Here is a 13,196-nt window from a genome sequence, read left to right on the forward strand (position 1 = left end):
CAACTCGCCTCTGCTCAGTCTAACGTCTCGATTGGTCATGGCACTTCCCCTTCCACGGGAATCGGTGATCGCAACGTCACCACCGTGCCATGGCCGCTCGCCCTCAGAGCAGGCGCCGTTCTCTCTCCAAAACTTTTTGCAGAACCTTCAGCACACTATCTCCATTGCAAACAAGCAAAGCGACAAAAGGATTATGAGGCGCAGGATCGCCGGCCTCAATGTTGCAATAGTCCGCATTGCCCGCCCCCGTGGGTAGCCCTGGACGATAGCGCTGACCTCTAATCAGGGGAAGGACCAAATCGTCAGGGAAACGGATGCGCGAGGTTGACGCTGCGCCCCTCTCCCCGTTCTACGGGGAGAGCGATGCCGGCAGGCAGGTGAGGGGCGGTGCCGGCATTTCAGAAGTTTGCGCTGCCCCTCATCCCCCTACCGGGACCTCCTCTCCGTAAAACGGGGAGAAGGGGCTACGCTCAATAATCGCCGTTATAATACCGGTCGTCGCAGGGGGCGGTGTAGATGCGGCCGCTGGTGCGATCCTGATAGCGGCAAAGCTGTTCGCTGCGCGGCTGCGGCGTGGTGGCGTTGCCGACGACGGCGCCCAGCAAGGCGCCGGCTCCGGCACCGATGACCGTGCTCTTGGTGTTGCCGCCGATCGCCTGGCCGGCAAGCGCGCCGGCGCCGGCGCCGAGCAGCGCACCGGTGCTGGTTCTCTGCTGTGCTTCGGTCTGCGCGCAGCCTGCCAGCGCGGCGGTTACGAACATGGCGGCAATGGCTCTGGACATGGTCATCGTCTGATACTCCCTTGAAGTCTATGAACTAATTCGCAGGCTGATTTTGCCAAGTACGGTCGCATTTGCGGCGGAACATAGGCACCGTGCCTCACGAAATAAGACATGGTTGTTTTTGTCTGACGGCCTGATCCGCAAAGAAAGTAACCGAACAAGACCCAAAGAGCTTCATCTCCAGTCGCGCCTTCGAGAGCGCTACGCTGCCTCGATCTGCATTACCTTTTTCGCCGCAGCGGCCAGAAATCCGGATCGGCTGTAGCCGTGGCGCTCCGCATATCGGTCAATCTGATCGAGGACATCTTCCGGAATGGTGACGTTGACACGCACGACCTTCGCAGCTTCAGCTTTCAAGGGAACCAGGATGGCGACACCGCTCAGATTGTCCTTGTCCGACATCACTTCCTCCAGGGATGACGGCTCGGGAATGGCCTCGCCATCCTCGACCAGCCCCTCGACATGAAAGGCCAGTGCTTCCCCGGCCATGGCACGGGCATCATCCAGGTTGACGCCGGCTGTCACCAGGCCCGGAAAATCGGGAAAGGAGACGCCGAAGTCGCTGTCCGCTTGCTTGTGGATCAATCCGATATAGTTCCGCATTTCTCTACCTCAGCTTCACGCCGGATTGTTTTTCAATACTCTTGAGAGTGCCGATCGGGATGTCGCGCTTGGGATGCGGAACTGTCACCCGGCCCGGCTTGGATTTGTGCTTGAACTGGGCGTGACTTCCTTTTCGAGCCACTTCGTACCAGCCATCCGCCAACAGCCTGTGGATGACATCGGCGCCCTTCATGTTGTGTATAAATACACATAACTGATCCAAATGTCCATGAGGATTTGCCGCAGTTTGCGTGCGGCGGTCCAATCGCTGCCTTTTTCAATCCCCGAAAAATCCCAAAAATGGAGAAATCAAATGACCCGAGGTCTTGCCCGGACGCTTTCGCGTGCCGCCGCCAGAGAAGCCGGCCTTGCCCCGCCCAGGGCGGGGCTCACCGCCAGGACGACCGGACAGGGCGGCGCCTACCGCACCGTCTTCTCCTTCAATGCCATGCCGGTGCCGGTCACCGATGCACTGGCCTATGCCAGCCAGAAGCTGTTCGATTTCATCGATGGCAAGATCCGCATCAGGGGCGGTACGGCCCGGCTGCAGTTCGCGGTGCTGACTACCCGCGCGTCGACCATCAACGACAATGCCGCGCTGACCTGGTCGCTCGGCTCGACGGCAGCATCGAGCGCGGTGCTTGCCGGCACCATGGTCAATGTGCTGGGCGCGACCGGCCGTACGCTGGATGGCGCGGGTGCCGCGCCGTCGAGCGCATCGATTGCCGATGTTGCCGCAGCCTTGACGCTCGACGGCACCGCGACGCCGGTCGACCTCTATCTCAACCTGGCGTTTGCGACCGGCACCGATATCGACGCCGACGGCACGATGGCGGTGTCGGGCACCATCACGCTGCTCTGGGAGAACTGGGGCGATAATGCGTAGGCGCTAATCTCCCCCCTTGAGGGGGAGATGTTGCCGAAGGCGACAGAGGGGGTCGGTTCGACGGGCGCGACGCCCGGCGACAGATGAGGTCGGCGCTCCACGCGCGGCTACCCCCTCTGGCCTGCCGGCCATCTCCCCCTCGAGGTGGGAGATACCAAGCTTCGCCGCCACTGCTCTCATCACCGGCCCTTAATTCTGTAACAAAAGGAATCTTCTCATGACAGATCTGGCAGACGCCGGGTCCGTGGTGGCGGCGCCACCGGCGGGCAACCTTGCACGGCCACCGGCCAACGGCGAAAACGGGTCCGCCCCGCCCACGGCCACAAGCTGGTTTGACGGTCTTTCCGAAGGCAACCGCAAGCTCGCCGAAACCAAGGGCTGGACCAAGCCTGAAAGCCTCGATCGGGTCTTCGCCTCCTATGCGGAGCTGGAGCGGCAGCAGGGCGAGAGCCTGCGCGTTCCGGCCGCGGACGCACCTGGGGAAGACTGGGACAGGTTCCATGCCCGGCTGCCCGAGGCGATGCGTCCGCTGACCTCGCCCGACAAGGTCGAGTACCGGCGCCCCGACGGGCTCCCCGAAAACTTCGCCTATTCGGACGAGCTCGCCAACGCGTCCAAGGCCTGGGCGGTCGAGGCAGGTGCTACCCCGAAGGTCGCACAGGCCTATCACGACCGCTTCGTCGGCTACATGGCCGAGCAGGCCAAGGCACAGCAGATCGCCCTTGCCCGCTCGGTCGAGACGACGCATGACGACCTCGTCAGGGATTGGGGACCGACCGGCAGCGATGGCTTTCGCCAGAAGCTCGAGGTCGCCAACCGGGCGATGAAAAAGCTCGGACTGGTCAATGCCTACAAGGCGAAGGGTATCCTTCTGCCGGACGGCGCCTTGACCGACCCGCAGATCGCCAAGGCGTTCCACGCCATCGGCGAGGCGATGTTCCGCGAAGACACGATCGACGGCAATGCTGCCTTGAGCGGAGGCAATCCCTTCAAGCGCAATGCCGCCGGCGAGCGCAACCTGACTGGCATCTCGGCGCTCGTCAAAAGCGACCCCGCCCGCGCCCGGCGGCTGGCACGCGAGGCCGGCGAAAATCCCGACCTGTGGATGCCCAACAATCCTCTTTAACCCAAACCTGAAGGAAGACAAAAATGGCAGACGTCTATACCCGTATCGCGGACGCGATCGTTCCGTCCGTCTATGCGCAATACTCGTTCGAGGAGCACGTCCAGTCGCTGGAGATTTACCAGGCCGGGATCCTGTTTTCCGACCCGTCGATCGCCTCGAAGCTCAGCCTGGGCGGACGTTCCGTCGACATGCCCGGCTGGAAGGACCTCGGCAACGATCCGTCCGAGCCGGTCAACGACGACCCGGCCGACTCGATCGAGATGAAGAAGATCGGCGCGCGCCGCGAAGTCGCGGCCCGCAATGTGCGTGCGCAGGCCTGGGGCATCCCGGATCTGACCTCGATCCTTGCCGGCGACGATCCGCAGAAGCTTATCGTGCGCCGCCAGACCGACTACTGGCAGCGCGCCAACAAGCTGACGCTGCTGGGCATACTGAAAGGCGTGCTGGCCGACAACATCGCCAATGACGGCAGTGACCTGGTGCGCGTCACCGGCGCCTCCATCGTCGACACCGACATCATCGAGGCCGCCTATCTGATGGGCGACCGCGCCGACAAGTTCAAGACGATCTGGATGCATTCGAAACAGATGAAGGCGCTGAAGCTCGCCGACCTCATCGACTATGTGCCGTCGTCCGAGCAGGGCGGGCCGCTGATCCCCTATTACATGGGGCTCAGGGCCGTCGTCGACGACGACATTCCGGTTGCCGGCGGCGTCTACACGGCGTTCATGTTCAAGGACAAGGCGATCCTGTGGAACGAGCTGCCGGTCAACACCGAAGGCGGGCCGCTCGAGTTCGACCGCAAGCCGCGGCAGGGCCATGGCGGTGGTGTCACCGAAATGGTCGGCCGCCGGCATTTCGTGCCGCATGTGCCGGGCACCCGCTTTCTCGACGCGTCCTCGGCCGGCGAATTCGCCACCGATGCCGAGCTGGCACTCGCGGCAAACTGGGACCGCACGGCGTCGAGCGTCAAGCACATGACGTTCATCGCGCTGAAGACGACCGAGGCCTGATCGGGCGAAGGGGCGGGCATCAGACGTCCCGCCCCTTCTGGACGCCAGGTCGGCCACCGTGGCGACCCGCAAGTTCACCCGCTGCGCTGCGTCGGAGTGATGTGAATTTTGGCGTTCGCTACAACATTCATGTTGCCCTTTGGCCAATCGACGGCACCAAACAGTTACAAGAAAGGGCGATGCTGCCTTGTCTTGGTAAGGGAGGTCACCATGAACATGAAGTACAAAACAGTTCAGGAAGTGCTCCGAAAAGCGGGCATTGTCATGAGTAAGAAGGGGGAAGTTCATCGCATAAACTTCTTCAGCGGCCTGGAAGACACCGCCTACTACACGCCAAGTCTTCAGGACGCCCTGGACAGGGGCTTGGCTTTGGCGGGAGGTGCCGGAAGGGTGAAAGCAAGCGTCTTTGCCAAGTCAGCTGAAACAGGGATCTCGACCGGCGCATGCATCGGCTGACACAATTCAGGCAAGACATCGCCGCGTTGCGCGGCGGTGTCGTGAACCGCAATAGCCGAAGCATTGCTTCCTTGCTTCGACCGGAAAAGAGACGGATCACGCAGCGCCTGCCACCCGTGTCCTGACGGGGCGGTTGGCGTTGTGACGCTCTATGCACGAGACGTGCAACGTTCTGCCCAAGCCACAAATCACAAAAAATCCCCAGCCGCTTCGAAGCGGCTTTTTGCCGTGGAGGCACCATGCCCCGTTTTCTCCGACCAACCATACAGACAGAGGCCTGAGCCATGGCCATCACCCCGCTCTACATCGCCAACATGGCGCTCGCCGTGCTCGACGAGGCGCCGATCGACAGCCTCGACCAGGACGCCAAGCCGGCGCGCCTGCTCAATCTGCATTTTGACCTGACCCGCGAGGCCGAATTGACCAAGCACGCCTTTGTCTTCGCCATCCTGGCGGCCTCGGTCGCCGGCTTCGACACCGGCAGCGGCGCTGGCACGCTGAACTTCGCCTATGAGCTTCCCGCCGATTGCCTGCGGCCCTTGCCGCTGACCCATAGCGGCGAGCCGGACGGCGTGCCGCTCTCATGGCGGCAGGAGGCCGGGTTGGTCTATTCCGATCAGGCCGGGCCGCGCATCATCCGCTATGTCGCCAACCTGACCGACCCCAACGACTGGGACGCGCTGTTCACCGAAGTGCTGGTGGCGGCGCTCGCCATCAAGATCGCGCATCCGTTGACCCACAAGGCCAGCATGATCGACGTCGCACGCAGCGCCTATGACAGGGCGCTGGACGCCGCCTATTCAGCCAATGCCATCCAGCGCGGCGGCAGATTTTCGACGACGTCCTGGGCTTTCCAGCGCGGCGACAGCCGGGGCGTCGGCCGATGACCACGCTCTATCCGGTCCAAGATGCTTTCATCCGCGGCGAGATTTCTCCCCGCTTGCATGCTCGCGCCTCGCTCGATCTTTACCGGGCGGCGCTGTCCAAATGCATGAATTTCGTCACGCTGCCGCATGGCGGCATCAGGAAGCGCGGCGGCACGTATTTTTGCGCCCAGGTGAAGGCTCCGTCAAAGGCGACACGGCTGATCCCGTTCATCTTCTCGGCCGACCAGGCCTATGCGCTCGAATTCGGCGATCGTTACATCCGCGTCTACGCCTATGGCGCGCGTGTCGGCACGGTCGAAGTCGTTTCGCCTTATCCCGAGCCCGATCTGTTCGACCTGCAATTCGTCCAGTCGGCAGACCAGATGTGGATCACCCACAAGGATCATCCGGTCAAAGTGCTGACGCGCACCGCGCACACGACCTGGACGCTGGCCGATTTCGTCTTTCTCGACGGCCCTTACGACAAGATCAACACCACGGCCACGACGCTAACGCCGGCCGCAACCGGCAACGCCATGCCGGTCATGGCCTCGAATACGCTGCCAAGCGGCACGGTCAGCAACAGCAACGGCTCATCCGACGTGTGGCAGGTGTTCGATGGCGACAAGCAGAAGGGGGAGAACATAGCGGGCTTTCCGAGCGGGTATCTGCGCTACCAGTTCGGCGGCGGGGCCAAGACGGTCGACGCCTACTGGATTACCGCCACGAATGATCACTCTGACACTGCATCGCCGACCCAGTGGCAATTCCAGGCCTCGCACAACGGCACCGACTGGACGACGCTCGACAGCCGCGACGGAGAGACCGGCTGGTCCAAGTCGGAAACCCGCTTCTTCGACGGCTTCAACAACACGGTTGCCTACGAATATTATCAGCTACTGTTTTCAGGTGGCGGCAGCGATGGAACCGCTATCGCCGAACTGGCCCTGCACGAATACGCGCCGTCGCAAACGCCGTTCGATCTCTCGGCCTCCTCGATCGTCGGCATCAACGACGGCATCGGCTTCCAGACCAGCGATATCGGCCGCGCTATTCGTCTGCTTGGCGCGGATGGCTTCTGGCGCTGGGCCAAGGTCGTTGCCCGGACCAGCACGACGGTGGTCACGGTCCAGTTGTACGGGCATGCTCTGCCCGATCTCAGCCCGATCATTCGCTGGCGTCTCGGCACGTTCGTGCCCGGCAAGTATGTCCAGAGCGGTTCGCTTTACGAGGAGCGCCTGGCGTTCAGCCGAAAATTCTCGGTCTATGCCTCGCAAACCGGCGATTTCGACAACTTCGCCACCGGTGAGAAAGACACCGACGCGCTGGAATTCGTGCAGGCAGGTGGCGGCCAGGCCAACGACATTACGTGGGTGGCGGAATCGGACGGCGCGCTGATCATCGGGACGCTTGGCGGGGTGAGGGCGCTGTCGGGTTCCGGCATCGACGAGGCGCTGACGCCGTCCTCGTTCAAGAACCGCCGGTCGCGGACTTTCGGTTGTGCCCCGCTGCGTCCCGTCGATGCGGGGCAGTCGTTCCTCTATGTCACCCGCTCGCGGAAATCGATCGCCGAGCTGACGCAAAACGCCACCGGCCGCTTCACCTCCGACGATGTCGGTCAGATATCGGAGCACATTCCCAAGAAAGGCGTCGTCGAACTCGCCTTCCAGACCGACCCCGATCCGCTGCTCTGGTTCCCGCTCGGGGATGGCGAACTCGGCGGCTACACGCACCAGCCGTCGCAGGACGTTCGCGGCATGCACATCCACCAGATCGCCGGAAGCTTCGCAGGATCGAACTGGGCCGTTGTCGAAAGCGCCGTGGTGACGCCCGGCCAGGACGGCAACGACGATCTCTGGCTGATCGTCAAGCGCACGATCGGCGGCGTGACCAGGCGCTATATCGAAATCAAGACCGCGCCGTTTGAGTATGGCGGGATCGGCGATGCATTCGAAGTCGACTGCGGCCTGACCTATGGCGGCGTCGCTGTGGGCACGGTCTCGGGGCTTGATCATCTCAACGGAGAAACAGCCGACGTCCTGGCCGATGGCAAGGTCTACAAGGGCCTTGCTGTGGCCGCTGGCGCGGTCTCGCTGCCCGGTGGGGCTAAGGCAGCCAAATGGCAGGTCGGGCTCGGCTACCAGTCCGAAGCCAACACGCTGGAGCTCGACGTCGGCGGTCGCGACGGATCGATCGTCGGGCGGCGCAAGAAGGTGGCCAAGCTCATTCTTTCGCTGCTGGAAACCGACACAACCGGGCTTCAGGTCCAGTCGTTCATCCGCGGCCGCTGGGAGCAGGTTCGCATTCCGTCTGTGGTTGCACCCGACGGCATGGCGAAATTGTTCACCGGCAATGTCGAGGTGCCGATCGACGATAGCTGGGAAGGGCAGGGGCGGGTGAAGATCCGCCACGTCAATCCAACGCCCTGCACGATCAGGGCGATGACACCGGTGTTCGACGCCGAGCCTTAGAAACTGCTGATCTCCCCCCTCGAGGGGGAGATGTCGCCGAAGGCGACAGAGGGGTCGGTTCGTCCTGACGCGGCCTCCTATCGCAAACTGAGGGGGTTGGAGCTCCACGCGAGACGACCCCCTCTGGCCTACCGGCCATCTCCCCCTCGAGGGGGGAGATCACCCGCTCCGTCTTCCATCGCTTCCCCAACCAAGGAACCCACCCGTGACTCAACTCCCCCATGCCGAAGACCTCGGCTGGGCGCGGACGGCTGCCGATTTCGCTGCCATCCGCGCCTTGCTCGACACCGACCTCAACGATGCGATCGCCCGCAAGGGCGAGCTGGAAACGGAAAAGTTTGACGCGATCTTCGGCGCCGGCAATTTGACGGCGGCGCGTGCCGCATTGGACGACTGCAACGCTGAAATCGCGCTGATCGAGAAAACCATCGAGGACGCGGACGAGCGCCGCATTGGCGCCCCCCTGGACGAACCCCCCGCCGAAGCCGTCGCCGCCACGCCCGCGCCGGGCGACGAGGTCAGGACAAACGCCGAGGCGCTCGGCGAGCGCTGGCGCACGATCCACTGGCTGATCGAACAGCTGCGCCAGGAACTGTTCGCGGCCGATGCCTTGAGCCGCGCCATCATCGCCAACGGCATGTTCGATGCCGACGGCGCTGCCGGGGTCAGAGTCAACCTGACCACCATCCGGCGCACTGCCATGGCCGGCCCGCGCGCCGCCGCGCCATCGCGTCTCAGCCGGCCGGCGATCCAGGCCGACCGACTGCTTTTGTCCTTCCTCAGCCCGGGCGGCGTGCTCGACCGGCGGCCTTCGATCGGTGCGCCGGTCGACGGCATCAAAAGCAAATTCATTCCCGCCGGCGAACGAGGCTGACCATGTGCACACTAGCTCTTATCGGTACGGCGCTTTCGGTCGGCGGCGCGCTGGCGGAAGGCCAGCAGTCCAAGCAGATGGCCGAGTACCAGGCCAAAGCCTATGAACAGCAGGCGCGGGCCGACGCCCAAAGCTCGGCCTTCGAGCAGGGCCAGGAGCGCCACAAGCAGGATCTGCTGCAGGCGCAGGCGCGTGCCCAGGCCGGCGCTTCGGGCGTCGCTATTTCTGGTTCGCCGACCGAGGTGCTGGCGGCCAATGCGAGGCAGGGCCAGCTCGACCTCAAGGCGATCCAGTACGGCTCGCAGCTGCGCCAGAACGGTCTCGCCACGCAAGCGGCGATCGCGCGCTTTTCCGGCAGGCAGGCGGTCGGCGCCTCGATCTTCAAGGCCGGCGGCAACCTCGTGTCGGGCATCTCCGGCCTCTACGACCCGGCCAAGGCGGTGACGTTCGGCAGAAGCGCCTTCCCGCCGGCGCCGGGTGGAGGCCTCTACTGATGGCCACCATCCCGCTCCAGCTTGCCCAGCGCCGCCTCGATACCGGCACTGTGGCCTCCTATCCCAGCGGCTCGCCGGTGGGCGCCGCCATGCAAGGCTTTGGCGACGAGCTCTCGGCGATTGCCGAGCGCTTCAAGCAACAGAAGCAGCAGCAGGACGCTTTCGATGCCGACATTATCGGCCGCGAGCTGAACGCACGCATAGCGCATGCCGAGGCCGTGGCGGTGCAGACCGCGCCGGCCGACGGCGGCGGCCTGCACGACTTCATGTATGGCCAGCTCGATCCGCGCAGCGACGGCGTCGTCAAGCCGGCCTGTTCGACCAGATCTTCGACGACACCGTGGCGAAAGTGCCGGAGGGCGAACGCGCCAATTTCCTCGCCCAAAAGCAGGCTCTGCGGCTCGCCGGCTCGGCACGCATGGCGGCGCAGCAGCACGCGCGGCGCCAGAATTATGAGCAGGCCGAGTGGAGCAAGGTCGAGGACGGCTATACCAGCGCCATCGCGCAAAGCGACCCGGACGACACAGAAACATTCGATGCCATCAGGCAGAGCGGGCTCGAGCTGATCGGCAAGATGGGCAACCCGGTGGCCCGGCAGGCCGCCGAGGCCGCCTGGCGCGCCAACACGGCAAAGGCGCTCGCCCAGGCGATGATCGCCAAGGACCCGAAGGGTGCCGCGGAGGTGCTGGGTGGGGCGGTCGGGAGCGACTGACGGCAGGACCAAGGACGATACCGTCGAGGCTGTGAGTGGGCCTCGGGCGAGTGGGTCCAGCGTGCTGGCGACGCGCGAAGCGCCCGTAGGTGGCCTTCCGTCCGACGAAACACCTATCCGCACGGGTTCCGTGGGGCCCGTCGGAAATACGGCTTGGGCTGCCGCAGGACCCTGGATTGCCGACTTGTCGCCGGACACGGTTCAGGGTCTCGGCCAGAAGGCGCAGGTAGCGACTGTGGCAAGCCTGGTCGATGCGCGCACGAACATCGACATCGCCTTGCAGAACGCGCCGGCTGCCATTGCCAATACCGGCAGCTATTCTGGCAAGACACCGGGTGCCGAAGACTTCACTGCCGTGTACGGCGCCGAAGATGGCGGCAAGCGTCTCCAAGCCTTCGACATAACGGCTGATATCGGCCGCGCGGTTTTCGACATGCGACCCGTCCCGAACCAGGCGATACACGCCCAGATTCGGGATTTTGAACCCGGCCCCTACGGCTCGCCGGAAGAGCGGGAGCAATATGAGATAAGGGCCGGCGCCGCGCAATTGGTGCTGGGTGCCAGGCGCGCCGATCCCGCCGGTTACGTCGGCCAACTGTTCCCGAACCATGCTCCGGACTGGGATAAGATCACAGCTCCTGAGGATTATAAGGCTGCCGTCACCTGGGCCGTCGCTGCTCAGCAGGAGTTGGGCTTCGACCGAATACTGCCAATGCCCTGGGCTGTAGCTGGCCAGCAGGCGGCGAAATACATCGACCAAGGCGTGCCGTTCGAAAAGCGCCTTGCCAAGTTGAGTTCGATCGTCCTGGCGGTTCGCGATCCTGATGCCCGCAAGGCGACAACCCAACAGATTTCTGTGGCGGCGGAAGCCCAGTGGCGAGCCAAGGCCGCCCAAGATCCGAACGTCGCGCCAGAGTCGTTGGAAGCCCAGGTTGCAGTGCTCAAGAACAGGCTGGCGTGGATCGGGGAACATCCGGCCCAAGCCCAGTACAGCACCATGCCGTGGCTACAGCAATTCGGCTTGGCGTTCTCGGATGTCGGCCGCCTCACGGCTAAGGGCGCGGCCGCCGGCGGTGCGGATGCGATCTCCGCCGGGCTGGACTCCGCTTGGTCCGGAGGAAACTACCAGAACCTCCTCGAAGATGAACAGGCCAAGACCGAGGACGCCGAGGACCGGGCCGGTTCGGCCGGTTGGGCGGCGGAAGCCCTCGGCACCGGCTTAAGCGGATATGGCCTGGCGGAGAGTTTGTTCGGTTTGCTGGGCCGGGCAAGCGTTGGCGCGGCGGCAGAGAACGGCTTGATCGGTCTTGCTGCCCGAACTGGCGTCGGGGGTGTGGCGGGTGGCACTTATGGCGGGGCATACGCCTTCAACACAGGACAGAGCGTCCCCTGGGGAATTGCCAACGGCGCGCTTTGGGGGGCGGGCGGCAATGTCCTTGCCGAAGGGCTCAGTGCAGTTGGCAGCCAGGTGTTGGCAAGGCTTGCCGGGCGTTCTGCGAATGCTAAACCTGATATCGTACTGGATAGTGGGGCTCCCCCGGTTTCTGTCAATGCAGAAGAGATTCCGATCTCGACCGGCAAGGCCCGAGAAATAAGGAGGCCCTATACGCATTTGGAAGATCCTCCCAACGTTGCGTCCGGCAAGGATCCAACAAAGAAGCAGAGGATAGCTATTTTCGAGGAAAATAAAAGGGTGAATGATGGAATTTTGAGATCGGATGAGAGTGGTATAGAAATAATTCCAGCAAAGAAAAGCAAAAGAGGCGTAACTCCTCCAAAAAACGAAGCTCATATCGGTCACATAGATCCGGTTAATCCCGCTGACAAGACAAAATCGTCAGGATCAAATAGCTATAAAAATCTTCGTCTTACGGCTGGGTTTGAGAATATAGAAAATCGAACAAATAGGTGACATATGACCGAATGGAAGTTCGAAAACCCAAAAAACACAGCCGTTATTTCGACTCGGAAGATATTTAGGGGGGGCGGCTGGATTGCGTATGTGTCACATGATGATGACGGCGACGATAATGAGTCGTGGCAATTCTACGGAAATGAAGCTGAAGTTGATCAAGATGACCTAATTTTAGTGGCCTTGGTCGAGGTGGTCGAGCTTGATGGAACTGTTGCACAGTTGGCGGATTTGCCGTTAGGCTGGCGTGCGTGGCGCGATACAAAGTCTTCGCCATGGAAGCGCGACAAAATCACCTAAACACATTCTGAATGGTAGCGGAGTTTACTCTGCTTTGACCCGGTGAAAGTAAAAAAAGGTGTTACTCCTCCGCCAACGAATCACAGTTTGATCACATCGATCCGCTTATTCCAGTTGATCCGACAAAGACTCCCGGATCGAATAGTTACACCAATGCAAGGATGGTTGCAAGAATTCGAAACAGAGAAAGTGGAACAAATAGGCGCTGTGATGACTAAATGGAAGTTTGAAGACCCCCAGAACGTAGCTGTTTTTGTAAACAGGAAAGCTATACGCAATGGTAGGTGGGTTGCTCGCGTCGTGCATGATGATGATGACGGATCATGGCAGTTTCACGCGGATGAATCCGAAGATTTCGATGAAAGCGATATTATGATCATAAGCCTGAAAAATATGGTTGAAAAAGACAAGACTATTATGCAGTTGGCTGATTTACCTTACGGCTGGTATGCTTGGCGCGAGACAAAAACCTCGCCATGGAGGCGAGGCAAAACCCTCGACGAACACCCAGAATCGGAGCGGAGTTAGTTTCGACTTCCAATTGTAACGGTTGACATGGGTGATTGCGACGCTGAGCGGCGGAGCCGACAGCGGTGCAAGAAACCGGGGCGTCACTTCGCACGGAGCGTTCTGGCAAGGACCAATCAGCCCACGGGCCGGAATATGGATGTGTCTCACGAGAAAGCGCTGGCCGACGGGGG

16 protein-coding genes are annotated in these 13,196 nt (G+C 62.2%); 12 read left to right on the top strand and 4 right to left on the bottom strand.

What is annotated here, in order from left to right:
• Positions 1–470: 470 nt before the first annotated feature.
• The 3 genes from NKH93_RS29885 to NKH93_RS29895 all read right to left on the bottom strand — a co-directional run bounded on the left by NKH93_RS29885 (position 471) and on the right by NKH93_RS29895 (position 1,578).
• Positions 471–788: a YMGG-like glycine zipper-containing protein gene (locus tag NKH93_RS29885; protein WP_292654509.1), complete on the bottom strand. Its 318-nt coding sequence runs from the start codon at positions 786–788 to the stop codon at positions 471–473.
• A gap of 195 nt (positions 789–983) precedes the next feature.
• Positions 984–1,385, bottom strand: coding sequence for a type II toxin-antitoxin system HicB family antitoxin (locus NKH93_RS29890; protein ID WP_352541138.1), 402 nt, complete (start codon positions 1,383–1,385; stop codon positions 984–986).
• A 4-nt stretch (positions 1,386–1,389) separates the two neighbouring features.
• Complete coding sequence (locus NKH93_RS29895; protein WP_352638347.1) at positions 1,390–1,578, bottom strand: type II toxin-antitoxin system HicA family toxin; 189 nt, start codon at positions 1,576–1,578, stop codon at positions 1,390–1,392.
• A gap of 120 nt (positions 1,579–1,698) precedes the next feature.
• On the opposite strand from NKH93_RS29895, the gene NKH93_RS29900 reads away from it, so the two are divergent.
• The 8 genes from NKH93_RS29900 (at position 1,699) to NKH93_RS29935 (ending at position 9,571) form a co-directional block, all read left to right on the top strand.
• Positions 1,699–2,271 carry a hypothetical protein gene (locus tag NKH93_RS29900; RefSeq protein ID WP_352770668.1) on the top strand — a complete coding sequence of 191 codons (573 nt, stop codon included), beginning with the start codon at positions 1,699–1,701 and terminating at the stop codon, positions 2,269–2,271.
• Positions 2,272–2,488: 217 nt separating this feature from the next.
• Positions 2,489–3,397, top strand: coding sequence for a hypothetical protein (locus tag NKH93_RS29905; protein WP_352780654.1), 909 nt, complete (start codon positions 2,489–2,491; stop codon positions 3,395–3,397).
• A gap of 23 nt (positions 3,398–3,420) precedes the next feature.
• A complete protein-coding gene (locus NKH93_RS29910; RefSeq protein WP_352770671.1) occupies positions 3,421–4,410 on the top strand; it encodes a Coat protein in 990 nt (329 codons plus the stop codon).
• Between the two features lie 210 nt (positions 4,411–4,620).
• Positions 4,621–4,866: a hypothetical protein gene (locus NKH93_RS29915; protein ID WP_352750282.1), complete on the top strand. Its 246-nt coding sequence runs from the start codon at positions 4,621–4,623 to the stop codon at positions 4,864–4,866.
• Between the two features lie 284 nt (positions 4,867–5,150).
• Positions 5,151–5,753, top strand: coding sequence for a phage connector family protein (locus NKH93_RS29920; protein ID WP_352922192.1), 603 nt, complete (start codon positions 5,151–5,153; stop codon positions 5,751–5,753).
• Positions 5,750–8,203, top strand: coding sequence for a phage tail protein (locus NKH93_RS29925; RefSeq protein WP_352922189.1), 2,454 nt, complete (start codon positions 5,750–5,752; stop codon positions 8,201–8,203). Before NKH93_RS29920 ends, NKH93_RS29925 begins: the two co-directional genes overlap by 4 nt.
• 205 nt (positions 8,204–8,408) lie before the next feature.
• Positions 8,409–9,077 (top strand): hypothetical protein, encoded by a 669-nt coding sequence (locus NKH93_RS29930; protein ID WP_352922186.1) that lies wholly within the window; start codon positions 8,409–8,411, stop codon positions 9,075–9,077.
• Between the two features lie 2 nt (positions 9,078–9,079).
• Positions 9,080–9,571, top strand: a complete 492-nt coding sequence (locus NKH93_RS29935) for a hypothetical protein (protein WP_352922183.1) — start codon at positions 9,080–9,082, stop codon at positions 9,569–9,571.
• On the opposite strand, the gene NKH93_RS29940 is transcribed toward NKH93_RS29935, so the two are convergent.
• On the bottom strand, positions 9,565–9,831 hold the full coding sequence (locus NKH93_RS29940) for a hypothetical protein (RefSeq protein ID WP_352974702.1): 267 nt from the start codon (positions 9,829–9,831) through the stop codon (positions 9,565–9,567). The two genes, NKH93_RS29935 and NKH93_RS29940, sit on opposite strands and share 7 nt — an antisense overlap.
• Positions 9,832–9,911: 80 nt before the next feature.
• On the opposite strand from NKH93_RS29940, the gene NKH93_RS29945 reads away from it, so the two are divergent.
• From NKH93_RS29945 to NKH93_RS29960, 4 genes are all read left to right on the top strand, one after another.
• On the top strand, positions 9,912–10,283 hold the full coding sequence (locus NKH93_RS29945) for a hypothetical protein (RefSeq protein WP_352974706.1): 372 nt from the start codon (positions 9,912–9,914) through the stop codon (positions 10,281–10,283).
• Between the two features lie 184 nt (positions 10,284–10,467).
• Complete coding sequence (locus NKH93_RS29950; protein ID WP_352922178.1) at positions 10,468–12,195, top strand: hypothetical protein; 1,728 nt, start codon at positions 10,468–10,470, stop codon at positions 12,193–12,195.
• A gap of 3 nt (positions 12,196–12,198) precedes the next feature.
• Positions 12,199–12,495, top strand: coding sequence for a hypothetical protein (locus NKH93_RS29955; RefSeq protein ID WP_352472061.1), 297 nt, complete (start codon positions 12,199–12,201; stop codon positions 12,493–12,495).
• A 165-nt stretch (positions 12,496–12,660) separates the two neighbouring features.
• Complete coding sequence (locus NKH93_RS29960; RefSeq protein ID WP_352874774.1) at positions 12,661–13,023, top strand: hypothetical protein; 363 nt, start codon at positions 12,661–12,663, stop codon at positions 13,021–13,023.
• Positions 13,024–13,196: the final 173 nt, after the last annotated feature.

This window comes from Mesorhizobium sp. M0954 (assembly GCF_040319155.1).
GTDB lineage: Bacteria > Pseudomonadota > Alphaproteobacteria > Rhizobiales > Rhizobiaceae > Mesorhizobium.